Annotated in this window: 20 protein-coding genes; 19 read left to right on the forward strand and 1 reads right to left on the reverse strand. The window is 40.4% G+C overall.

Annotated features, from left to right (window positions below; genetic code table 11):
• Window positions 1-65: 65 nt before the first annotated feature.
• The 10 genes from SK578_RS04760 to alaS all read left to right on the forward strand — a co-directional run bounded on the left by SK578_RS04760 (window position 66) and on the right by alaS (window position 13,806).
• Complete coding sequence (locus tag SK578_RS04760) at window positions 66-1,223, forward strand: ABC transporter ATP-binding protein (protein ID WP_042750955.1); 1,158 nt, start codon at window positions 66-68, stop codon at window positions 1,221-1,223.
• Window positions 1,204-2,010: an ABC transporter permease gene (locus SK578_RS04765; protein WP_000753801.1), complete on the forward strand. Its 807-nt coding sequence runs from the start codon at window positions 1,204-1,206 to the stop codon at window positions 2,008-2,010. Before SK578_RS04760 ends, SK578_RS04765 begins: the two co-directional genes overlap by 20 nt.
• Window positions 2,007-2,780, forward strand: coding sequence for an ABC transporter permease (locus SK578_RS04770; protein ID WP_000712740.1), 774 nt, complete (start codon window positions 2,007-2,009; stop codon window positions 2,778-2,780). Before SK578_RS04765 ends, SK578_RS04770 begins: the two co-directional genes overlap by 4 nt.
• Window positions 2,777-3,847: an ABC transporter substrate-binding protein gene (locus tag SK578_RS04775; protein WP_042750956.1), complete on the forward strand. Its 1,071-nt coding sequence runs from the start codon at window positions 2,777-2,779 to the stop codon at window positions 3,845-3,847. The genes SK578_RS04770 and SK578_RS04775 overlap by 4 nt, the downstream gene beginning before the upstream one ends.
• Before the next feature lie 258 nt (window positions 3,848-4,105).
• Complete coding sequence (locus SK578_RS04780) at window positions 4,106-6,880, forward strand: class I SAM-dependent DNA methyltransferase (RefSeq protein ID WP_042750957.1); 2,775 nt, start codon at window positions 4,106-4,108, stop codon at window positions 6,878-6,880.
• Entirely contained in the window at window positions 6,877-8,808 is a 1,932-nt protein-coding gene (locus SK578_RS04785) for a DEAD/DEAH box helicase (RefSeq protein WP_042750958.1), read from the forward strand. The genes SK578_RS04780 and SK578_RS04785 overlap by 4 nt, the downstream gene beginning before the upstream one ends.
• Entirely contained in the window at window positions 8,801-9,955 is a 1,155-nt protein-coding gene (locus SK578_RS04790) for a GIY-YIG nuclease family protein (protein WP_042750959.1), read from the forward strand. Before SK578_RS04785 ends, SK578_RS04790 begins: the two co-directional genes overlap by 8 nt.
• Window positions 9,956-10,040: 85 nt before the next feature.
• Window positions 10,041-10,352 (forward strand): hypothetical protein, encoded by a 312-nt coding sequence (locus SK578_RS04795; protein ID WP_042750960.1) that lies wholly within the window; start codon window positions 10,041-10,043, stop codon window positions 10,350-10,352.
• 328 nt (window positions 10,353-10,680) lie between these two features.
• Window positions 10,681-11,166 carry an LURP-one-related/scramblase family protein gene (locus SK578_RS04800; protein WP_042750961.1) on the forward strand — a complete coding sequence of 162 codons (486 nt, stop codon included), beginning with the start codon at window positions 10,681-10,683 and terminating at the stop codon, window positions 11,164-11,166.
• Window positions 11,167-11,187: 21 nt separating this feature from the next.
• On the forward strand, window positions 11,188-13,806 hold the full coding sequence (alaS, locus tag SK578_RS04805) for an alanine--tRNA ligase (protein WP_042750962.1): 2,619 nt from the start codon (window positions 11,188-11,190) through the stop codon (window positions 13,804-13,806).
• An 89-nt stretch (window positions 13,807-13,895) separates the two neighbouring features.
• Here alaS and SK578_RS04810 read toward each other — a convergent pair whose 3' ends face one another.
• Complete coding sequence (locus tag SK578_RS04810) at window positions 13,896-15,350, reverse strand: alpha-amylase (protein ID WP_042750963.1); 1,455 nt, start codon at window positions 15,348-15,350, stop codon at window positions 13,896-13,898.
• 177 nt (window positions 15,351-15,527) lie between these two features.
• Here SK578_RS04810 and SK578_RS04815 point away from each other — a divergent pair, with 177 nt between their 5' ends.
• The 9 genes from SK578_RS04815 (at window position 15,528) to SK578_RS04855 (ending at window position 24,969) form a co-directional block, all read left to right on the forward strand.
• On the forward strand, window positions 15,528-16,277 hold the full coding sequence (locus SK578_RS04815) for an ABC transporter ATP-binding protein (protein ID WP_042750964.1): 750 nt from the start codon (window positions 15,528-15,530) through the stop codon (window positions 16,275-16,277).
• Window positions 16,258-17,895 carry a hypothetical protein gene (locus SK578_RS04820; protein ID WP_042750965.1) on the forward strand — a complete coding sequence of 546 codons (1,638 nt, stop codon included), beginning with the start codon at window positions 16,258-16,260 and terminating at the stop codon, window positions 17,893-17,895. Before SK578_RS04815 ends, SK578_RS04820 begins: the two co-directional genes overlap by 20 nt.
• Before the next feature lie 668 nt (window positions 17,896-18,563).
• Complete coding sequence (locus tag SK578_RS04825; RefSeq protein ID WP_042750966.1) at window positions 18,564-19,727, forward strand: class I SAM-dependent rRNA methyltransferase; 1,164 nt, start codon at window positions 18,564-18,566, stop codon at window positions 19,725-19,727.
• Window positions 19,724-20,401 (forward strand): type I 3-dehydroquinate dehydratase, encoded by a 678-nt coding sequence (aroD, locus tag SK578_RS04830; RefSeq protein WP_042750967.1) that lies wholly within the window; start codon window positions 19,724-19,726, stop codon window positions 20,399-20,401. The genes SK578_RS04825 and aroD overlap by 4 nt, the downstream gene beginning before the upstream one ends.
• Window positions 20,391-21,245 carry a shikimate dehydrogenase gene (locus tag SK578_RS04835; protein WP_042750968.1) on the forward strand — a complete coding sequence of 285 codons (855 nt, stop codon included), beginning with the start codon at window positions 20,391-20,393 and terminating at the stop codon, window positions 21,243-21,245. Before aroD ends, SK578_RS04835 begins: the two co-directional genes overlap by 11 nt.
• Window positions 21,246-21,263: 18 nt before the next feature.
• Window positions 21,264-22,331 (forward strand): 3-dehydroquinate synthase, encoded by a 1,068-nt coding sequence (gene aroB, locus SK578_RS04840; RefSeq protein WP_042750969.1) that lies wholly within the window; start codon window positions 21,264-21,266, stop codon window positions 22,329-22,331.
• Between the two features lie 9 nt (window positions 22,332-22,340).
• A complete protein-coding gene (gene aroC / locus SK578_RS04845; RefSeq protein WP_042750970.1) occupies window positions 22,341-23,507 on the forward strand; it encodes a chorismate synthase in 1,167 nt (388 codons plus the stop codon).
• 9 nt (window positions 23,508-23,516) lie between these two features.
• A complete protein-coding gene (locus SK578_RS04850; RefSeq protein WP_042750971.1) occupies window positions 23,517-24,620 on the forward strand; it encodes a prephenate dehydrogenase in 1,104 nt (367 codons plus the stop codon).
• Window positions 24,621-24,630: 10 nt separating this feature from the next.
• A complete protein-coding gene (locus tag SK578_RS04855; RefSeq protein WP_042750972.1) occupies window positions 24,631-24,969 on the forward strand; it encodes a YlbF/YmcA family competence regulator in 339 nt (112 codons plus the stop codon).
• The last annotated feature ends 74 nt before the right edge of the window (window positions 24,970-25,043 follow it).

Raw genomic sequence — 25,043 nt, forward strand, 5'->3', positions numbered from 1 at the left:
GAGGTAGTAGCGGCCTGACAGAGCCTTGATCTGTTAATCTATGAAAAAGAAGGAATAAATGACAATTGAAAAAACCAATTATTGAATTCAAAAATGTCTCTAAAGTTTTTGAAGACAGCAACACCAAGGTTCTCAAAGATATCAACTTTGAGTTGGAAGAAGGGAAATTCTATACCCTTCTAGGTGCATCTGGTTCAGGAAAATCAACTATCCTAAACATCATTGCAGGTTTACTGGATGCGACGACAGGAGATATTTTACTGGACGGTGTCCGAATCAATGACATTCCAACCAACAAGCGAGACGTCCATACGGTCTTCCAATCCTATGCCTTGTTTCCACATATGAATGTGTTTGAAAATGTTGCCTTTCCGCTCCGCTTGCGCAAGATTGACAAGAAAGAAATCGAGAAACGCGTAGCGGAAGTTCTCAAGATGGTTCAGTTGGAAGGTTACGAAAAACGTTCCATTCGTAAACTCTCTGGAGGACAACGTCAGCGTGTGGCTATTGCCCGTGCCATTATCAACCAACCCCGTGTGGTTTTGTTGGACGAGCCTTTGTCAGCGTTGGACTTAAAATTACGAACAGATATGCAGTACGAACTGCGTGAACTGCAACAACGATTGGGCATTACCTTTGTCTTTGTCACTCACGATCAGGAAGAAGCCCTGGCTATGAGTGACTGGATTTTCGTTATGAATGATGGCGAGATTGTCCAGTCTGGAACACCTGTGGATATCTACGATGAGCCGATCAATCACTTTGTTGCCACCTTTATCGGTGAGTCAAATATCTTGCCAGGAATCATGATTGAGGACTACTTGGTTGAGTTCAACGGCAAACGCTTTGAAGCGGTCGATGGTGGGATGAAGCCAAATGAACCTGTTGAGGTCGTGATTCGTCCAGAGGACTTGCGGATTACCCTTCCTGAAGAAGGCAAGCTCCAAGTTAAGGTGGATACCCAGCTCTTCCGTGGGGTGCACTATGAAATTATCGCCTATGACGAACTTGGAAATGAATGGATGATCCACTCAACTCGTAAGGCCATCGTGGGTGAGGAAATCGGTCTGGACTTTGAACCAGAAGATATTCACATCATGCGTCTCAACGAAACTGAAGAAGAGTTCGATGCTCGTATCGAGGAGTACGTGGAAATCGAAGAGCAAGAAGCAGGTCTGATTAATGCAATCGAGGAGGAAAGAGATGAAGAAAACAAGCTCTAAACTCTTTGTAGTGCCCTACATGCTCTGGATTGCCCTCTTTGTCCTGGCACCCTTGGTCTTGATTTTCGGACAATCCTTTTTCAATATCGAAGGACAATTCAGTTTAGAAAACTATAAATCTTACTTTGCGTCACAAAACTTGACTTATCTCAAAATGAGTTTCAACTCTGTACTTTATGCAGGAATTGTGACCTTTGTAACCTTGCTTATCAGCTATCCAACAGCCCTCTTTTTGACCCGTCTCAAGCACCGTCAACTTTGGCTCATGCTGATTATCCTGCCGACTTGGATCAATTTGCTCCTTAAGGCCTATGCCTTTATCGGGATTTTTGGTCAAAATGGCTCTATTAACCAATTTTTGGAATTCATCGGAATCGGTTCACAACAGTTGCTCTTTACCGATTTCTCCTTTATCTTTGTCGCAAGCTACATCGAGCTTCCCTTTATGATTTTGCCGATTTTTAATGTCTTGGACGATATGGATAACAATCTTATCAATGCCAGCTATGACCTCGGTGCGACCAAGTGGGAGACTTTCCGTCATGTCATCTTCCCTCTGTCTATGAACGGAGTGAGAAGTGGGGTCCAATCTGTCTTTATCCCCAGCTTAAGTCTCTTCATGCTGACGCGTTTGATTGGTGGGAACCGTGTTATTACGCTGGGAACGGCTATTGAACAGAATTTCCTAACCAATGACAACTACGGTATGGGTTCAACCATCGGTGTAATTCTCATCTTGACCATGTTCATCACCATGTGGGTGACCAAGGAAAGGAGAGAACGATGAAAAAATTTGCCAATCTATATCTGGGCCTGGTCTTTCTTGTCCTCTACCTGCCAATTTTTTACTTGATTGGCTATGCTTTTAATGCAGGCAACGACATGAATAGCTTTACAGGCTTTAGCTTGAGCCATTTTAAAACCATGTTTGGTGATGGTCGCCTTATGTTGATTGTGACTCAGACCTTTTTCTTGGCCTTTCTGTCAGCCTTGATAGCGACCATTATCGGGACTTTTGGAGCTATTTACATCTACCAGTCTCGTAAGAAGTACCAAGAAGCCTTTCTTTCACTCAATAATATCCTCATGGTTGCGCCTGATGTTATGATTGGTGCCAGCTTCTTGATTCTCTTTACCCAACTCAAGTTCTCACTTGGCTTTTTGACCGTTCTATCTAGTCACGTCGCCTTCTCCATCCCTATCGTGGTCTTGATGGTCTTGCCTCGTCTCAAGGAAATGAACGGCGACATGATTCATGCGGCTTACGACTTGGGAGCCAGTCAATTTCAGATGTTCAAGGAAATCATGCTTCCTTACCTGACACCGTCTATCATTGCAGGTTATTTCATGGCCTTCACCTATTCGCTAGATGACTTTGCCGTGACCTTCTTCGTAACGGGAAATGGCTTTTCAACCCTGTCAGTCGAGATTTACTCTCGTGCTCGCAAGGGGATTTCGCTAGAAATCAATGCCCTGTCTGCCCTTGTCTTTCTCTTTAGTATTATCCTAGTGGTTGGTTATTACTTTATCTCACGTGAGAAGGAGGAGCAAGCATGAAAAAACTCTATTCATTTTTAGCAGGAATTGTAGCCATTATCCTCGTCTTATGGGGAATTGCGACTCATCTAGACAGTAAAATCAATAGCCGAGATAGTCAAAAATTGGTTATCTACAACTGGGGAGACTATATTGATCCTGAACTCTTGACTCAGTTTACAGAAGAGACAGGAATCCAAGTCCAGTATGAGACCTTTGACTCCAACGAAGCCATGTACACCAAGATCAAGCAGGGTGGAACGACCTACGATATTGCCATTCCTAGTGAATACATGATTAACAAGATGAAGGACGAAGACCTCTTGGTACCACTTGATTATTCAAAACTTGAAGGTCTTGAAAATATCGGACCAGAGTTCCTCAACCAGTCCTTTGACCTGGGTAATAAATTCTCTATCCCTTACTTCTGGGGAACCTTGGGAATTGTTTACAATGAGACCATGGTCGATGAAGCGCCTGAGCATTGGGATGACCTCTGGAAACCAGAGTATAAGAACTCTATCATGCTCTTTGATGGGTCGCGTGAGGTATTGGGGTTAGGTCTCAACTCTCTGGGCTACAGCCTCAACTCCAAGGATACCCAGCAGTTGGAAGAGACAGTGGATAAGCTCTATAAACTGACTCCAAATATCAAGGCTATTGTGGCGGACGAAATGAAGGGCTACATGATTCAGAACAACGCTGCTATCGGCGTGACCTTCTCTGGTGAAGCCAGCCAAATGCTGGAGAAAAATGAAAATCTACGCTATGTGGTTCCGACTGAGGCCAGTAACCTTTGGTTTGACAATATGGTCATTCCCAAAACAGTCAAAAACCAAGATGCAGCCTATGCCTTTATCAACTTTATGTTGAAACCCGAAAATGCCCTCAAAAATGCAGAGTATGTCGGCTATTCAACACCAAACCTACCAGCTAAGGAATTACTCCCAGAGGAGAAAAAAGAAGACAAGGCCTTCTATCCAGATGCTGAAACCATGAAACACCTAGAAGTTTATGAGAAATTTGACCATAAATGGACAGGAAAATATAGCGACCTCTTCCTACAGTTTAAAATGTATCGGAAGTAGGAGTTAGCAGTCACGAAACGAATCAGTCAAGCTGGTTCGTTTTTTTGAAAAAATAGAAATCATGGTATAATAGTTTTAGGCTGAGAGTTATTAGAATTGTTTATAGCATCTCTGAAAATTTAATTCTAAAGGAGTTCAAAATGAGCCAGACTACGCAAATGCATATATATATATATAACCTAATAAAAAAATGTAAAAAATATAGACTGAAACCTACTGAAAATCCAGTAGGCTTTTTGCGTTTCTTGGAGGTATCTAATGGCTAAAAAGTTATTAAATATCACCGAGATTGAGGATAGAACCAAGGTTTTAGTAGAGAATCTTAATAAATCGACATTTATTATTGAATTTGTTTCATTGTTTGACATTACTAAAACGACCATAACAAGAGCAAGTAAAGTAGCATCTGATGATTTTATCATAAAAAACAAATTGTATTTTCGTAAAGTTGAAAATCAGCCATTACTTACTCTGACTGAGATTGATAAAGAGTTGGAGGATCAGGTTCGTAAATTTCGATTTATTATTACAACAGATTTTCAAGAATTATATGCAAAGGATACACAGACAGGGCTAACTCTAGCAATTTCTTTTAATGATTTACCAGCCCATTGTGATTTCTTCTTACCTTGGAATGGTATTGAAAAGATTGATTATGATAAGGAAAATCCTGCTGATGTAAAAGCGGCAGAGCGTTTCACCAAACTTTATGATGAACTAATTTCTATCAATCCTGAACTAGCAATTACTGAAACTGATGGTAAATCATTTAATCTATTTTTGATTCGTGTTCTTTTTCTACTATTTGCAGAAGATACAAATATTATCTCCAAGGGAGCTTTCACAAATGTTATTAAGATGAGGACATCCGAAGATGGTTCTGACTTGAATGAGTGTGTTAGAAAACTATTTACTATTTTAGATATGCCTGAATTTAGTCGTCAGAATTTGGAGTCATGGTTATCAGATTTTCCTTATGTAAATGGTAAGCTTTTTTCAGAGCTACATCATGACCTTATTTTCAATAAAAGAACTCGTCAATTACTCATTGAAGCAGGAGAATTGCTAAACTGGAATGAAATCAATCCAGATATTTTGGGATCAATGATTCAAACCGTGGCAAATGCAGAAGCAAGATCAACATCGGGTATGCACTATACTAGCGTGCCTAATATTATGAAGGTCATCAAACCACTATTTTTAGATAATCTACGAGCAACATTTACGGAATTAGAAGAACGAGCTGATTACTATATAGGAGGTGGTGACTTTAGTGAGGAACATCGTCGCAAGGAATTACGACAAATCTTACCTAAGTTAGAAGAGTTGCTCACTCGTATGGCCTCTATCAAGTTTTTAGATCCTGCTTGTGGTTCTGGAAATTTCCTCATCATTACCTATAAAGAACTTCGTCGTTTAGAAATTAATATCTTAGTCAAACAGCGTGAAATTCGTGACTCCTTGAATGAAAAAGCTGTTTATCAAGGAGAATTGATTGCTGATGCATCTAAGATTTCTCTATCCCAGTTTTCAGGAATTGAATTGGATGATTTCGCTCATGAAGTAGCAAGGCTATCCTTGTATATAGCAGAACACCAGATGAATGTGGAAATGGAAGAAGCTCTTGCTGATGTCCATCCAAGACTATTACCTTTAAGAGAAGCTGGAAATATCGTCTGTGGGAATGCTCTAAGAATTGACTGGGAAACTGTGTTGAATGCTAAGGAAGATGACGAAGTTTATATATTTGGGAATCCGCCGTATATAGGGGCTGGGGGAAGAAATCCTCAAACGAAGCTTCAAAAAGAAGATTTAAAGAATGCTATTTTCCCAATTAGTGCTAAAAAAATTGATTATATTTTAGGATGGTTTGTTAAAGGAAGTAGATTCATATTAGGAAGAAATAATTTGACTAATTTAGCCTTTGTGTCTACAAATTCTATTTTTCAAGGTGAACAAGCCTCATTTTTCTTGAATAATATTTTAAATAGTCTTGAAATTAGTTTTGCTTACCCATCGTTTTCTTGGTCAAATAGTGCTAAAAATAAAGCTGGAGTTACTGTTGCAATTGTTGGTATTTCAAGAATAAATAATGAAAAGAAAAAATTATTTAAACTTGATGAAGTAAAGGCAGTAGATAATATAAATGTCTATTTAAAAGAAGGACCAAATTTTATAGTAAACAAAAGAAGAGAGCCATTAAGTCGTTTACCAAAGAATATAACAAAAGGAAGTGCTGAATTTGGTGAAGATAATCTTATTTTAACTATTGAAGAAAAGAATAAGTTTGTTTCTAAATATCCAGAATCGGAGAAATTATTTAAAAAACTAATTAATGCTACTGATATCATGAATGGAACGTATTCATTTGCTATTTGGATTAATGATGAAGAAGTAGATTTTGCTATGAAAATACCTGAAATAAAGAGTCGTATTGAAAAAGTGAAATATTTTCGTGAGAATACAAAAGGTAAGAGTTCAAATTCAGTAGCTAATAAACCGTGGCGTTTTGGTCAAGATAAATATCGTGAAGAAGATGCAATTGTTATGCCTGTAGTATCTTCTGAAAGTAGAGATTATATACCAGTCGCTTACATGGAGAAAGGTACAATTGCCACTTATGCTGTAAGTATTGTTTACAATGCTCCAATCTGGCTTATAGGGATAATTGGGTCGCGTATGCATAATATCTGGTTACGTGAAGTAGGTGGTAAATTAGAGACACGTTTGCGTTATTCAGCTGGACTGGTCTATAATACATTCCCAATTCCAGAACTTTCGGTTACTCGGAAAAATATACTTGAAGAAGCTGTTTTTGAAATGTTAGATGTTCGAGAAGAAGAAGGTGGAACCTTGGCTGATTTGTACGGTGGAGCCAATAAACCGATGAACGAACGTCTTCGTCAAGCACATGAAAAAATTGATGGTATCGTAGAACGTGCCTACCAGCAAAAGCCTTTTGAATCAGATGAAGAAAGGCTCAGTGTCTTATTGGACCTGTATAAAGAAATGACAGAAAAGGAAACGAAATGACCTCAAATATATTTGAAATTAATTACAATGGTACAGGTGCTAGTCAATCAAATAATGCACTTGGAATGCGTGAAATGCAGGAGCGGGTATATGCTAAGAGATCTTCTCAACACTTACTGATTAAGGCGCCTCCTGCCTCTGGTAAGTCGAGAGCTCTGATGTTTATTGCTCTTGATAAACTACATGCTCAAGGTCTGAAAAAAGCTATTATAGCAGTCCCAGAAAGATCTATCGGAAAATCGTTTCGTTCAACAAAATTGACAGATTATGGTTTTTACTGGGATTGGGAAGTTCTTTCCAAAAATAATTTGACTGAACAAGGAACCAGTAAAAGTAAGGTAAAACAGTTTGTAGACTTTATGCATTCAGAGTCACCTGATGATAGAGTTTTAATCTGTACGCATGCCACCTTGCGTTTTGCCTTTGAACAGCTGGCTGATAGTGATTTTAACAATGTTCTTTTAGCTATCGATGAATTTCATCATGTATCTCAAGATGATAATTCAGTTTTAGGGAATGCCTTGAGAAACATATTAGCCAATTCAACAGCCCATGTAGTGGCTATGACAGGGTCTTATTTCCGTGGAGATTCTGTCCCTATTTTGGCACCTGAAGATGAGCAAAAATTTGATAAGGTATCTTATACTTATTATGAACAGTTGGAGGGGTACAAATATCTGAAAAGTTTTGCCATGGGTTATAACTTTTATCGTGGTCGTTACACGGATGTTTTGCACGAAGTACTGGACACAAGCAAGAAAACCATTATTCATATTCCCAATGTAAACTCGGGTGAGTCAACTAAGGATAAGTATGATGAAGTTGACCGAATTTTAGACGAACTGGGGCAAGCTGTTCCAGATCCTAAGACTGGATTATGGTTAGTTACTGAGGAAACAGGTCGTGTATTGAAGGTTGCTGACCTTGTCACAGAAGAAGGGCGTGAAAAAGTACAGGATTATCTAAATAAGATGACCAGTTTAGATAATCTCGATATCATTATCGCACTTGGTATGGCTAAAGAAGGTTTTGACTGGCCTTATGCTGAGTATGCTTTAACGATTGGCTATCGTAAGTCGCTAACAGAAATTGTTCAGATTATAGGTCGAGTAACACGAGATAGTTCCAATAAATCGCATGCTCAATTTACCAATCTTATTTCCCAACCAGATGCTCAAGATGATGAAGTTTTCTTTGCTGTGAATAATGTTATGAAGGCTATTACAGCTAGTCTATTGATGGAGTCTGTTTTAGCACCAAATTTTAAGTTCAAACGAAAAGACCGAGATGACCAGAAATCTTCTGGTGCCGAAATGTTTGTGAAAGGCTTAAAAGAGCCGACTACTCAAAGAACAAAAGATATCATAGAAAATGACATGAATGACTTACGTGCTAGTATCTTACAAGAACCGCGTATCCAAACTGCGATTGCTTCAGGAACGGATGCAGAAGTCATTAATAAGCAGATGATTCCAGCCATCATTAAACAAATCTATCCTGACTTAAGTGGTGCTGAAGTTGAAGAAGTTCGTCAACAGTTTATTAGTCAATCGGTCGTTCAATCAGCTGAACGGAAAGAGGGAGTAGGGCAAACAGATTTCCTAAAAATGGCAGATAAATTTGTGAATATTGATGAGTTGTCTATTGATTTGATTGATCAGATCAATCCTTTCCAGAGAGCTTACGAAGTTATATCACGTGAAATTGATGCTCCGACTTTGCGTCTAATACAAGATTATATGGATGGTCAGAAGATGGAGTTTTCGGAAGAAGAACTGTTAATTCTTTATCCTCAAATTAAGCAATTTTTGAATGAAAATGGTCGTTATCCAGATAAATCAAGTAACGATACGTACGAACAGAGACTGGCTTATGCTTTGTTACAATTGTCTCAGATGAAGTTGAAGATGGAGAATGGTAATGATTGATTTCAAAAATTTAACTGACATTTTTAATGATTCTGATTTTGAACATTTAATAGCTCCTTTAAAACATAAGAAAAAAATAGTTACAGATCATGAAGTAGAGAAATTTTTAGAAATTATAGATTGGGTGAGAGAAAATAATGGGCAAGAGCCACAAAAGTCTAGAAACATTAAAGAACGCAGTTTATTTTCTCGATTGAATGGCATTAGAAAATCTCCTGATAGCATCCGAAAGTTAGAACCTTATGATGAATTTGGGCTACTAAAAATAGATATTGTTGAGTCCGAGACCCCTATTTCAAGTCCTGCTAGTTTAACAGATATTTTATCAGATGAATTGTTTGAGTCAGTAAATAGTGCTGAAAAATCTTTATTTGATGTCTCACGTTATAAACGAACGATTCAAGCGCGTGATAAAACACGAACACGTAAACGGATGGGAAATTTTGAAGATTATCAGGGATTATTTACTCGTGTTCATGATGAAATTAGTGAAGGTCGTCGTCAAGTCAGAAAGTCTGACGTGATAAAAGAAAAAGAAATTAAACCTGGTATGTTCTATGTGGATAATGGAGTAATGGTTTATGTTGTTTCTAAAGGAGAAGATTTCACTGATAAGAATGGCTATACTAATGCTGAACTTCATCTCGTATATGAAAATGGTACAGAAAATAAGAAGGCCTTACTCCGCTCCTTTGTATCTAATCTGCACGATAGAACGCGCCATGGACGAATGGTAACAGAATTGATAGAAGATGTGATGACTGGTATCAGTCCAAGCGAACGAATTACAACTGGATATATCTATGTGGTGAAATCCTTGAGTAGCAATCCTCAAATTGCTAACATCCGTAATCTCTATAAAATCGGTTTTACACAGGATCAAATTGAAAAACGGTTAGCAAATGCTGAAAGAGAAGGAACCTATCTTTATGCTCCTGTCCGTTTAGTAGCTAGTTTTGAGGTTCAGAATTTCAGCGCTCGAAAATTAGAAACGACTCTTCATCATTATTTTGCAGACAAGCAGTTAGATGTGGAATTAATAGCACCAAATGGAGAGAGCTTTGTCCCTAAAGAATGGTTTCTAGTATCGCTAGATGAGATCCAAAAAGTGATTGAAAAAATTGGCTTTGAAATTAGATTTAGATAAAGAAAGACACTATTTAGAAGACTATTTAATATTTAGAGAACACAAAATATTTTAGACTGATTAAACTAAAAGGAATAATAGAAAAATGAAAGAGCTGAAATTCTTGAAATATGCTACAATCGTATTTATGCTTTTTATCTTATTTTGGGTAAACTTTTGGGGATATATTTTAGGAACTCAAGGAAGCAAGGAAGAGATTAAAACAGTACAAACAGAAAGCTTAGGTCTGCAAGAAAGCAAGTTAAAAGCAAAAGAAGAAGATGCAGAAATTTTAGGCAAGTTTTGGAATGATAAAGGGCATTTTATTGTAGTGTATAACGGACTCACAAAAGTCCCAGAAATCCTTGAGGTTGGTTATTCTGAGTGGCAATATATGAGAATAGGGGAAAAGTATTAGAAATAAATTAAATATTACTACTTACATTTCAAAACTAGTAGGTGAATTTTCAAAATATCTTCTCTCCTAATTCACTACTATTGGCTAGAATCATTTCCAGTTGACGCGGAACCCAAAAAACGATATAATAAGAAAGTTGAGAATTGATTTTCACTTGTCTTAGCCCAGAGAAATGGCGGTGCTGCGAGCCATCTAAGCTAGGAAGTCATGCTACTCAATTTAACAATTGCATAAGAATAAGAGAATGACAAGTTCATTGAATGAAGGTGGTACCGCGGTTTTTCGCCCTTCGTGATATGAGCTTGTCTTTTGATTTTTGGAGGTGTTGATGAAAACATTACTTGTCAAACAAAAGTTTCGTCTTGGAGGCGAACGCTTCGCTATCAAGGATGACAGGGGAGAAATCGCCTATCAGGTGGAGGGATCATTTTTTAAGATTCCCAAAACTTTTACCATCTATGATGCGGCTGGTGAACAGGTCAGTCAGATTAGTAAAGAAATCTTGACCTTGCTCCCTCGTTTTGAGATTCAGCTTGGGGATGGCTCGAGTTTTGTCATTCGCAAGAAGTTGACCTTCTGGCGAGATAAGTATGAGTTTGATAATCTAGGTCTTCGTATCGAGGGCAATATCTGGGATTTGAATTTCAAATTGCTGGATGATCGCGATCAGCTGATTGCTGAGATAAAGAAAGAACTCTTCCATCTGACTTCTACCTATACCGTAACGGTTCTTGAGGACGCTTATGCAGACCTAGTCATTTCCCTCTGTGTCGCGATTGACTATGTGGAAATGCTGGAAAGCCAATCACATTAAACAAGTAAATAAGGAGACAATATGAAACAACTATCTAGTGCACAAGTACGCCAAATGTGGCTTGACTTCTGGGCGACCAAAGGTCACTCAGTAGAACCATCAGTAAGTTTGGTTCCTGTAAACGACCCAACTCTTTTGTGGATCAACTCTGGGGTAGCAACCCTTAAGAAATACTTTGACGGGACCATCATCCCTGAAAATCCACGTATTACCAATGCCCAAAAAGCCATCCGTACCAACGACATTGAAAACGTAGGGAAGACTGCACGTCACCATACCATGTTTGAAATGTTGGGGAATTTCTCTATCGGTGATTACTTCCGTGACGAAGCGATCACTTGGGCTTATGAGCTTTTGACAAGCCCTGAGTGGTTTGACTTCCCAGCTGAAAAACTTTACATGACCTACTATCCAGATGATAAAGATTCTTATAACCGCTGGATTGAGGTGGGAGTGGACCCAAGTCATTTGATTCCAATCGAGGACAACTTCTGGGAGATCGGTGCAGGACCTTCTGGACCTGATACAGAGATTTTCTTTGACCGTGGAGAAGCTTTTGACCCAGAAAATATCGGTCTTCGTCTCCTTGCAGAAGATATCGAAAACGACCGTTATATCGAAATCTGGAACATCGTTTTGTCACAATTTAACGCAGATCCTGCTGTTCCTCGTAGCGAGTACAAGGAATTGCCACACAAGAACATTGATACGGGCGCTGGTTTGGAGCGTTTGGTGGCCGTTATCCAAGGGGCTAAGACAAACTTTGAGACAGACCTCTTCATGCCGATCATTCGTGAAGTGGAGAAATTATCTGGTAAGGTCTATGACCAAGATGGCGACAACATGAGCTTTAAGGTTATTGCTGACCACATCCGTTCACTTTCATTTGCCATCGGTGATGGTGCCCTTCCAGGAAATGAAGGTCGTGGTTATGTCCTTCGTCGTCTTCTCCGTCGTGCTTCTATGCATGGTCAAAAATTGGGAATCAACGAGCCTTTCCTTTACAAACTCGTTCCAACCGTTGGAAAAATCATGGAAAGCTACTACCCAGAAGTACTTGAAAAACGTGACTTTATTGAAAAAATCGTTAAGAGCGAGGAAGAGTCATTTGCGCGTACCCTTCACTCAGGTCAACACTTTGCCCAAGGCATTGTAGCTGACTTGAAAGAAAAAGGTCAATCTGTTATTGCTGGTTCAGATGTATTTAAACTTTACGACACTTATGGATTCCCAGTTGAATTGACTGAAGAAATCGCTGAAGAGGCTGGTATGACTGTAGACCGTGAAGGTTTTGAAGCAGCCATGAAAGAACAGCAAGAACGCGCGCGTGCATCAGCCGTCAAGGGTGGCTCAATGGGTATGCAAAATGAAACCCTTCAAAACATCACTGTAGAAAGCCGCTTTAACTATGAAGCATCACAATTGTCTTCTAAATTGGTGGCTATCGTGGCTGACAATGCAGAAGTAGAAGCTGTATCTGAAGGAACTGCCTCACTTATCTTTACGGAAACTCCATTCTACGCTGAAATGGGTGGACAGGTGGCTGACCACGGACAAATCTTGGACGAGTTAGGTAAGGTCGTGGCTACTGTGACAAATGTTCAAAAAGCACCAAATGGACAAGCTCTTCATATAGTTGAAGTCCATGCACCACTTGCTTTGAACCAAGAATATACCTTGGCAATTGATACTAATCGTCGTCACCGTGTCATGAAAAACCACACAGCGACTCACTTGCTTCACGCTGCCCTTCACAATATCCTTGGAAACCACGCAACACAAGCAGGATCGCTTAATGAAGTCGAATTCCTTAGATTTGACTTTACCCACTTCCAAGCAGTGACTGCTGAAGAATTGCGCGCGATTGAACAGCAAGTCAACGAGAAAATCTGGGAAGCTCTTGAAGTGAAGACAGTTGAAACGGATATTGCCACTGCCAAAGAAATGGGAGCTATGGCCCTCTTTGGTGAGAAATACGGTAAGGAAGTCCGTGTTGTTACTATCGGTGACTACTCTATCGAGCTTTGTGGTGGTACCCACGTTGGCAACACTTCTGAGATTGGCCTCTTCAAGATTGTCAAAGAAGAAGGAATCGGCTCAGGAACTCGCCGTATCTTGGCAGTGACTGGTAAGGAAGCCTTTGAAGCCTACCGTGAACAAGAGGATGCTCTTAAAGCTGTCGCAGCAACCTTGAAAGCACCTCAACTTAAAGAAGTCCCTCACAAGGTAGAAGGACTTCAAGAACAACTTCGTCAATTGCAAAAAGAAAATGCTGAGTTGAAAGAAAAAGCCGCAGCTGCAGCTGCAGGCGATATCTTCAAGGATGTGAAGGAAGTCAATGGTCACCGTTACATTGCTAGTCAAGTGTCTGTATCAGATGCAGGTGCCCTTCGTACCTTTGCAGATAACTGGAAACAAAAAGACTACTCTGATCTTCTTGTCCTAGTTGCCGCTATCGGTGACAAAGTCAATGTCCTTGTAGCAAGCAAGACAAAAGACCTTCATGCAGGAAACCTTGTCAAAGAATTGGCACCAATCGTCGATGGACGTGGTGGTGGTAAACCAGACATGGCCATGGCAGGAGGAAGCAACCAAGCTAAAATCCAAGAATTGTTGGATGCAGTAGCAGGTAAATTGTAATTAAGTAAAGATCTATCCATTTGGGTAGGTCTTTTTGTGAATACAAAAAAGCCAAATCCGATTGGATCTGGCTTGAATATTATGAACTATTAAATAGTATTAGCTGCCCAGACACTTACCGAAGCAGCTGAGACTGGGAATTGTCCATAACCTTCCTCATCGATTGTAACTTGATCTTGATGGTTTCCAAGTAAATCTACAAAGGTTTGGTTAGCCCATTCTTGGCCGACAAACATTGATTTGCTGTTTTCTTTGTCATTGGAAATCAAGACTGCGATTGGGGATTGATTTTCAGCACCTGAACGGACCCAACCGATACAGTTAGCATCATCAAAGTAGTCATTTTGTTCTCCATATGCCAAATCTTTTCGGATGGTTAGGAGGCGGTCAAGGACTTCTTTGAAATCTTGTTGAGCATACTGCCCTGAAATCCCGTAGTAATCTCCGTAAAAGACACATGGAAGGCCGTCTTGGCGTAATAGAATGAGGGCATAGGCTGCTGGTTTGAACCATTCTTCAACAGTAGACTCAAGAGCCTGACCACGTTGGGTATCGTGGTTGTCGACAAAGGTTACAGCCTTGTAAGGTTTGAGTTCAACCAAGCTATCTGTGAAAATACCACGAAGGTCATAGTTTGCGCCAGCTTGACTGGCTTCAAAGAGATTCTGGTGGAGACGAACATCAACAAGGTCAAAGCGTTCTTCCGTTTTTTCAAGATAGTCTAGATTGGCTTCCTTGTCAGGATTCCAGAATTCACCAAAAACATAGAAATCCTCACCGTATTTTTCCTTCATATCACGGATAAAATTGCTCATGAAGAAAGAGTCAATGTGTTTAACGGCATCCAAGCGGAAACCAGCTACACCAGTCGTTTCCATGAACCAGTCAGCCCAGTCATAGATATTTTGGATGACTTCAGGATGTTTAAAGTCTAGGTCGGCATACATGAGGTAGTCATAGTTACCGTTTTCATTATCGACCAATTCCTCATTTGCCCAACCCTTGTTGTCCCCTTGAATCAGATAAATCCCAGACTTGCGGCGTTTGGCATCGTAGTCTGTACCGGTGAAGTGGTACCAGTGCCAGTGGAAGTCATTGTAGGTATCTTGGCGACCATCGAAGGTAAAGCTAGTCCAGCCATTGATGGTGAAGGGTTCCCCAAGTTCAACTGTACGGTCAACCGGATCCACTTCGATAACTTGAAAGGCTTCCATGTGATCAGCAGCAGCCTTGTGATTGAGCACCACATCTGCCATAGGTTGAATTCCCTGTGCTTTTAGAGCTTGAATGGCTTGAAGATAGTCTTCTTTAAAACCATACTTGGTGCGGACAGTTCCTTTTTGGTTAAACTCTCCTAGGTCAAATAAGTCATAGACCCCATAGCCGACATCTTTTTCATTGGTAGCCTTGAAAGCTGGTGGCATCCAGACATGGCTGATACCGAGATCAGCTAGGTGTGGAGCATCTTCAGCCAGATGCGTCCAGTGCTGACCGTCGTGGGGCAGATACCATTCAAAGTACTGCATGAGTGTTTGATTTTGCATGATGTTTCCTCTTACTTGTCAATCTTGTTCTTTATTCTATCATAAAGTATTGGTTAGCTCAATCGTTTGCGTAAAACTGAATAATAAGTTTTTGACTATTTTATATAAAATGTTGATTTTTAAAATGAAAGCGCTATAATTATAGTAAATTACATAGATAAAGAGAGGAGATTTCTCATGATTGAATTTCAAAATGTTAGTAAGTTGTATGGTGATAAAGAGGCTTTGAGTAATCTCAATTTGCAGATTGAAAATGGGGAGATTATGGGCTTGATTGGCCATAATGGTGCTGGAAAATCGACCACTATAAAATCCTTAGTCAGTATCATTTCGCCCAGCAGTGGTCGTATTTTGGTAGACGGTCAGGAGTTATCTGAAAATCGTTTAGATATTAAACGAAAGATTGGCTACGTAGCAGACTCGCCTGACTTATTTTTACGCTTAACGGCCAATGAATTTTGGGAATTGATCGCCTCATCCTATGATCTGACTAGCTCTGACTTGGAGGCTAGTCTAGCTAGGCTATTGAGTGTTTTTGATTTTGCTGAAAACCGCTATCAGGTTATTGAAACCCTTTCTCACGGAATGCGTCAGAAAGTCTTTGTCATCGGGGCACTCTTGTCTGATCCTGATATTTGGGTCTTGGACGAACCCTTGACTGGTTTGGATCCCCAAGCTGCCTTTGATTTGAAACAGATGATGAAGGAACATGCACAAAAAGGTAAGACTGTCTTGTTTTCAACCCATGTCCTAGAGGTAGCTGAGCAAGTCTGTGATCGGATTGCTATTTTGAAAAAGGGGCATTTGATTTATTGTGGTAGCGTGGAGGACTTGAGAAAAGACCACCCAGACCAGTCTTTGGAAAGTATTTACCTTAGCCTTGCTGGTAGAAAAGAGGAGGTTTCAGATGCGTCTCAAAGTCATTAAAAAATTAGTTGATATCAATATCCTCTATTCATCTCAAGAAGCTAATCTGGCTAACCTACGAAAGAAGCAAGCTAAAAATCCTGGAAAAAAAGTAAATGTTTCCGCTAGAGTCCTAAGTTCTTACATTTTTTCTAGTCTCTTGATGCTTTTCATGTTTATAAATATAGCCTTTCGTTTTCCTTTTGAGGAAATGCCAAGTTTTTTTAGTAGCATGGTTGCTATTTTACTGGTGCTTGCCTTTTCAACTTCTTTCACTGCATTTTACAATGTCTTTTATGAGAGTAAGGACTTGGCATCGTATAGGCCCTATGCCTTTAAAGAATCAGAGATTATAATTGCTAAAGGACTGTCTGTTCTCTTGCCAGCTCTAGCTGGAATTGTACCAATCCTAGCTTATTTTCTAGTCCTCTATATTAGGCTAGCTCCTTCTCTTTGGCTGGGCTTGCCTTTGATGCTGCTGTCCTTGGCCTTATTATTTGTCTCTGTTACTTTAGTGATGGTAGTGGCAGTACATTTCTTGGCTCAGACTACGGTCTTCAGAAAGTATCAGTCTATTTTTGCCAATGTGATGATTGGGATAGGGGTTCTCATACCTTTAATATTTGTCCTCTTTCTACAGTCGACTTTTGGAAGTATTGTTGACAAAGTTAGAGACATTCCATTTCTCCTTTATCCTCTTCATATCTTTTATAAAATAGCAGTGAAGCCTTTTTCGACAGAAGCCATACTGGGTCTGCTCGCTTGGATAGCTTTAACTGTTTTCTTGCTTTACCTGACCAAAAAGAAGGTTTTTCCTCATTTTTATGACGTGATTCTGCTTAACAGTGAGGAGAAGGTCAAGAAAGAACGTCGCAATAAGGAGAGAATTTCAACTACTAATAAAAAGGGCTTTTTCCGTATGGTTTTACGCTACCACCTCACCCTTTTGGGACAGGGAACTGGCGTGGTTACAGTGCTTTTTACAAGTGCTTTCCTTCCTTATCTCATGATGATTGGTCTGATTTCCAAAATCCGAGATTCTCAGATAGTTCCAGATATTCATCCTCCATACTGGTTACCCTTATTTTTTATAGGATTGTTTATAGCAGTTGTCAATAACAATATCACCAGCCTGCATTCAATTGCCTTATCCTTGGAGAGGGAAAATGTTGATTTTCTTAAGAGTTTACCCTTTGACTTTGCTCGTTATGTGAAAGTGAAATTTTGGATTATATTTGCTGTCCAGTCCTTTTTACCAGTTCTGACTTTACTTGGCCTTTCTCTATATCTAGGCTTTCCAATACTTTCGATGCTTTACCTTCTTGTAGTCTGGATCCTTGCCAGTGTCATCCTTTCTTGCCACCATTACCTTAAGGATGTTAAAAATCTGTCAACCAATTGGAGTAGCATTACGGACCTGGTGAACCGTTCAAATCGTATAGTAGCAATTGTTTTGATTTTGGTTTATAGTGCAATCTTAATGGCCCTTGTAATAGGGAGCTTATTCTTGGTTCGGTCTCTCACCCCTGTCCTTGCCATTAGCTTGGGAGTAGGAGTTCTTATCCTCCTGCTTGGTCTTGCTATTTTTGGCTATCATTACTACCTGTCACGCATATTGGTAGAAATAGAAAAAAGATGAGATAGATGGTTACTATCTTGATAAATTTCATTTGATAAATCGATTTCATAGTTTGTTATAATGTAGTTGTAAATTATTAAGATTGGCAATCAAAAAATATGGGGAGGAATGTTTTGAATAAGAAATATAATATAGTTCTATTATTGTTGTTTATAGTTTATTTATTTGGATATTTTTCAATTTCAAAAACGTTAATTCCTATAATGTGTGTGATCCAAGTATTTTTGATAGAAAATATATTTAGAGTTCGGAATAGGATTATTCAAATAGGTGAAATGATAATAATTGTTGCTTCTATAATATTATTTATTGATAGTATATTGAGTTTGTAACAAAAAGCTTTTCTATATAATTAAATTTTTTATATACCTGCTGAAGCTGATTTATCTTCTCATCTATCTTCGTCACCAAATTTGACAGACATATATTGCTGATACACCCTCTCTAGCTACAATCTCAAAGTTAAACTGAGGCTAGTTTGAACTTTGATTTTCGTTGATAAAAAGAATGCTCCTCCGTTCTTGGAAGAGCATCTTTTATTGTTATTCTCACACAATTACTTCCTAAGTTTTTATTAGTATTAGTATACCATTTTTTAAAACTAGAGTAAAAAAGCAAGGGTAGTTTCTTTTTTGAGAATTGTTACAAAATTTGCTATAATAGTGACTATGAATAGAATAATAGTCAACAAACGGGTTGAAAAAAAGCTTTCAAAGGGACTAGTTTTACTAGAAGCCAGCGATCTTGAGAATATCAATCTCAAGGATCATGAGGTAGAAGTCCATAGTCAAGAAGGCACCTTTCTTGGTACTGCCTACCTTTCTCAGCAAAACAAGGGCTTGGGCTGGTTTGTCAGCAAAGACAAGGTGACCTTCAGTCAAGCTTTCTTTGAAACGCTGTTTAGACAAGCTAAAGAAAAGAGAACAGCCTACTATCAAGATGAATTGACAACAGCCTTTCGTCTCTTCAACCAAGAGGGAGATGGCTTTGGCGGTCTGACAGTGGACCTTTATGGCGACTTCGCTGTCTTTTCTTGGTATAACTCTTATGTTTATCAGATTCGCAAGGTTATCTCAGAAGCCTTTAGACAGGTTTTTCCTGAGGTTTTAGGAGTATATGAGAAGATCCGCTTTAAGGGTTTGGACTATGAATCTGCCCATATTTATGGCCAAGAAGCACCTGACTTTTTCACTGTTCTGGAAAATGGTGTTCTGTATCAAGTCTTTATGAACGATGGCTTGATGACAGGGATTTTCCTAGATCAGCACGAGGTTCGTGGTAGCTTGGTTGATGGTTTAGCTATGGGCAAATCCTTGCTCAATATGTTTTCTTATACAGCAGCCTTTTCAGTAGCTGCGGCCATGGGGGGAGCAAGCCAGACTACTTCGGTTGACCTAGCTAAACGTTCACGAGAATTGTCTCAAGCGCATTTTCAGGCAAATGGAATCAGTACAGACGACCATCGTTTTATAGTCATGGATGTCTTTGAGTATTTCAAGTATGCTAAGCGAAAAGGCTTGGCTTACGATGTGATTGTCCTAGATCCGCCTAGCTTTGCTCGGAACAAAAAACAAACGTTCTCTGTGGCCAAGGATTATCACAAGTTGATTTCCCAGAGTCTTGAGATTTTAAATCCAGGAGGGATTATCATTGCTAGTACCAATGCTGCCAATGTTTCCCGCCAGAAATTTACAGAACAAATTGATAAAGGCTTTGCAGGAAGAAGTTACCAAATTTTAAACAAATACGGTCTTCCAGCAGATTTTGCCTATAATAAAAAAGATGAAAGTAGTAATTACCTCAAGGTGATTAGTATGAAGGTTAGTAAATGAAATTAATCGTTTCAGTAATGCCAAGAAGTTTAGAGGAGGCTCAGGCTCTGGATGCCACGAGGTATCTGGATGCCGACATCATTGAATGGCGTGCCGACTATCTGCCTAAAGAAGCGATTTTGCAGGTAGCTCCAGCTATTTTTGAAAAATTTGCAGGTCGTGAATTGGTTTTCACGCTGCGAACTCGTTCTGAAGGGGGAGAAATCGACCTTTCTCCAGAAGAATATATCCATCTAATCAAGGAAGTGGCGCAACTCTATCAACCAGACTATATTGATTTTGAGTACTATAGCTACAAGAATGTTTTTGAGGAAATGCTGGACTTCCCAAATCTCGTTTTGAGTTACCATAATTTCCAAGAAACACCTGAAAATATGATGGAAATCTTGTCAGAGTTGACGAGCCTAAATCCAAAACTTGTTAAGGTTGCGGTGATGGCTCACACGGAGCAGGATGTGCTAGACTTGATGAACTATACACGAGGCTTTAAAACCCTCAATCCTGAGCAGGAATATGTGACCATTTCTATGGGTAAGGTGGGCAAGGTCTCTCGTATCACTGCGGATGTGACGGGTTCTAGCTGGTCTTTTGCTAGTCTAGATGAGGCAAGTGCCCCAGGTCAGATTTCCTTAGCTAACATGAAAAAAATTCGGGAGATTTTGGATGAAGCTTGATGGCTATACACGTTTAGCTGCCGTTGTTGCTAATCCTATTAAGCATTCTATTTCCCCCTTTATTCACAATAGTGCCTTTGAGGCGACAGCTACCAATGGTGCTTACGTGGCTTGGGAGATTGAAGCGGGTGATTTGGCAGAAACAGTGGCTAATATTCGTCGCTACCAGATGTTTGGCATCAACCTTTCCATGCCCTATAAGGAGCAGGTGATGCCTTATTTGGATGAGCTGAGCGATGAAGCACGCTTGATTGGTGCGGTCAATACGGTTGTCAATGAGAATGGCAATTTAATTGGATATAATACAGATGGCAAGGGATTTTTTAAGAGCTTGCCTTCTTTTACAATTTCAGGTAAAAAGATGACCCTGCTGGGTGCAGGTGGAGCGGCTAAATCCATTATAGCACAGGCTATTTTGGATGGCGTCAGTCAGATTTCTGTCTTTGTTCGTTCAGTTTCTATGGAAAAAACAAGACCTTACCTAGACAAGTTACAGGAGCAGACAAGCTTTAAGGTGGACTTGTATGCTTTAGAAGATGTTTCTGAACTGCAAGCAAGGATTGCTGAGTCGGATTTACTTGTCAATGCGACAAGTGTAGGAATGGACGGTCAATCATCTCCAGTTCCTGAAAGCATTGTCCTACCAGAAACTCTTTTAGTAGCAGATATCATTTACCAACCCTTTGAAACACCATTTTTGAAATGGGCCAGAAGTCAGGGGAATCCAGCAGTCAATGGTCTGGGAATGTTGCTCTATCAAGCTGCAGAAGCTTTTCAACTGTGGACTGGAAAGGAAATGCCAACAGAAGAGATTTGGCAGTCCTTAACAGAAAAATACCAATAAAGAAAAGGAGATTCTCCTATGAAAATCAGAATCGATATTCCTAATCATCCTTATGATATTCAGATTGAAAAAGGCTGTCTGGCTCAGGCTGGTCAATGGTTGCGAGTACTCTGGCAACCTCAAAAAGTGGTCATTGTAACTGACAACCATGTGGCTTCTCTTTATGCAGAGAAGGTCAAGCTCAGCCTAGAAGATGCTGGTTTTCAGGTAGCTGTTTTTGACTTTTTAGAAGGCGAAGAAAGAAAGAATTTAACCACTGTACAGAAAGTTTATGAATTTCTAGTTAAGCAGGGGTTGACTCGTAGCGATGGAATCGTGGCTCTCGGAGGTGGTGTCGTTGGAGACCTGGCTGGTTTCGTAGCCTCTACCTATATGCGGGGTATTCATTTTGTTCAGATACCGACTAGCTTGACAGCCCAGGTTGATTCTTCTATCGGCGGAAAGACAGGCGTCAACACTCCATTTGCTAAGAATATGGTGGGTACCTTTGCCCAACCAGATGGGGTTCTGATTGATCCGCTTGTCCTTGAAACACTTGGAAAGAGAGAGTTGATTGAAGGAATGGGTGAGGTTATCAAATATGGCTTGATTGAGGATCCAGAACTGTGGAAAATTTTGACGGAGCTAGATGGTTCTGTTGAGAGCATTTTGGAAAGTGCAGAGACTTTGATTGAACATTCTTGTCAGGTTAAGCGCAAGATGGTGGTTGAGGATGAGTTGGACAATGGTGTTCGGCTTTACCTTAACTTTGGCCACACCATTGGCCATGCCATTGAAGCGACTGCCGGTTATGGTAAGGTCATGCATGGAGAAGCTGTGGCCATGGGCATGGTGCAGATTTCCAAGGTTGCTGAGGAAAAAGGCCTCATGCCAGCTGGTATTACCCAGTCCATCACAGAAATGTGTCAGAAGTTTTGCTTGCCTGTTGACTATGAAAACTGGGATGTTGTCAAGCTTTATCAAGCTCTCACACATGATAAGAAAGCGCGTGGTAATACTCTTAAATTAGTTTTGGTACCAGAGCTTGGTTCAGCGACCATCCACCCAGTTTCTCTGGAAGAGATGAAAGACTACTTGGTAAAATAAGGAGAGTGTATGAGATATTTAACTGCAGGAGAATCACACGGTCCCCGTCTGACTGCTATCATTGAAGGAATTCCAGCTGGACTTCCTTTGACAGCAGAGGACATCAATGAGGATTTGAAACGGCGTCAGGGTGGTTACGGCCGTGGTGGTCGTATGAAGATTGAGAGTGACCAAGTTATCTTTACTTCGGGTGTTCGCCACGGGAAGACGACTGGGGCTCCTATTACCATGGATGTCATCAATAAGGACCATCAGAAATGGCTGGATATCATGTCTTCGGAGGACATTGAAGACCGCCTTAAAAGCAAACGAAAAATCACCCATCCTCGTCCCGGTCACGCCGACTTGGTTGGGGGAATCAAGTACCGTTTTGGTGATTTGAGAAATTCTTTGGAGCGCTCATCTGCCCGTGAAACCACCATGCGGGTAGCAGTTGGGGCAGTAGCCAAACGCATCTTGGCTGAGCTGGATATGGAGATTGCCAACCATGTCGTAGTCTTTGGTGGCAAGAAAATCGATGTTCCTGAGAATCTCACAGTTGCTGAGATTAAGGAAAGAGCTGCCCAGTCTGAAGTTTCTATTGTCAACCAAGAAAGGGAACAGGAAATCAAGGACTACATTGACCAAATCAAGCGTGATGGAGATACCATCGGTGGGGTTGTCGAGACAGTTGTCGGAGGCGTTCCAGTTGGTCTTGGTTCCTATGTCCAATGGGACAGAAAATTGGATGCACGATTGGCCCAAGCTGTTGTCTCTATCAATGCCTTTAAAGGGGTGGAATTTGGTCTTGGCTTTGAAGCTGGTTATCGTAAAGGCAGCCAAGTTATGGATGAAATTCTCTGGTCTAAAGAAGACGGCTATACTCGCCGTACCAATAATTTAGGTGGCTTTGAAGGTGGTATGACCAATGGGCAACCCATCGTTGTTCGTGGCGTCATGAAACCCATTCCTACTCTCTACAAACCACTCATGAGTGTGGATATCGAAACCCATGAACCCTACAAGGCAACTGTGGAGAGAAGTGATCCGACTGCTCTTCCAGCTGCGGGTGTAGTTATGGAAGCCGTTGTGGCAACGGTTCTGGCACAAGAAATCCTTGAAAAATTCTCATCAGACAATCTAGAGGAGTTAAAAGAAGCGGTAGCCAAACACCGAGACTATACAAAGAACTATTAAGGAGTTCCTATGGCAAAAACAGTCTATATCGCAGGTCTTGGATTGATTGGTGCCTCTATGGCCCTTGGTATCAAACGCGATCATCCAGATTATGAAATTTTAGGTTATAATCGCAGTCAAGCTTCGAGAGATATCGCCTTGAAAGAAGGCATGATTGACCGTGCAACAGATGATTTTGCCAGTTTTGCTCCTTTGGCAGATGTCATCATCCTCAGCTTGCCAATCAAACAAACCATTGCTTTCATTAAGGAGTTGGCCAACTTGGACTTGAAAGAAGGAGTGATTATTTCAGATGCTGGTTCAACCAAGTCAGCCATTGTGGATGCAGCGGAGCAGTATTTGGCTGGCAAACCTGTTCACTTTGTCGGGGCCCATCCCATGGCTGGTAGTCACAAGACAGGGGCTGCTTCGGCAGATGTCAATCTTTTTGAAAATGCCTATTATATCTTTACACCTTCGAGTCTGACAGGTCAGGACACTCTTGCGGAAATGAGGGACTTGCTTTCAGGTCTTCACGCTCGCTTTATCGAGATTGATGCCAAGGAGCATGACCGAGTCACTTCTCAGATCAGCCATTTTCCTCATATTCTGGCTTCCAGTCTCATGGAACAGACCGCGGTTTATGCTCAAGAACATGAGATGGCAAGGCGCTTTGCGGCTGGTGGTTTCCGAGATATGACTCGGATTGCGGAAAGTGAGCCAGGGATGTGGACCTCCATTCTCTTGTCCAATCGTGAGACTATCCTAGAGCGGATTGAGGATTTTAAGGAACGGTTGGATGAGGTTGGTCAGGCTATCAGCAAGGGAGATGAGGAGCAAATCTGGAATTTTTTCAACCAAGCGCGTGAGCAACGTCAGGCTATGGAAATCCATAAGCGTGGTGGAGTAGACAGTTCTTACGACCTCTATGTTGACGTTCCCGATGAAGAAGATGTCATCCTGAGGATTTTGGAATTACTACGTGGAACTTCCTTGGTCAATATTCATATTAACGAGGAAAACCGGGAAGATATTCACGGGATCCTACAAATTTCATTTAAAAATGCTCAAGATTTAGAACGAGCTGAGCACCTCATAACAGAAAACACCGACTACACAGTCGTTATCAAATAAGGAGAAAATTATGTCAAATATTTACGATAGTGCAAATGAACTTAGTCGCGGTCTACGCGAATTACCAGAATACAAGGCTGTCAAAGCAGCTAAAGATGCGATTGCAGCAGATGCTGAGGCAAGTAAAATCTTTACAGAATATGTTGCCTTCCAAGAGGAAATTCAAAGACTAGCGCAGACAGGTCAAATACCAGACGCTTCCTTTCAAGCGAAAATGGAAGGCTTTGGCAAGCAGATTCAAGGAAATAGCCTCTTGTCAGAATTCTTTACCAAGCAACAACAATTGGCTATTTATCTTTCTGACATTGAAAAAATTGTTTTCGAACCAGTTTCAGAATTGCTAAAATAAGAAAATAACTATCATAAAGTCAGAAATTTTTAAGGAATTTCTGGCTTTTTATGATAAAATAAGTAAAAGTATTG

The organism is Streptococcus mitis (assembly GCF_000722755.1).
Lineage (GTDB): Bacteria > Bacillota > Bacilli > Lactobacillales > Streptococcaceae > Streptococcus > Streptococcus mitis_CM.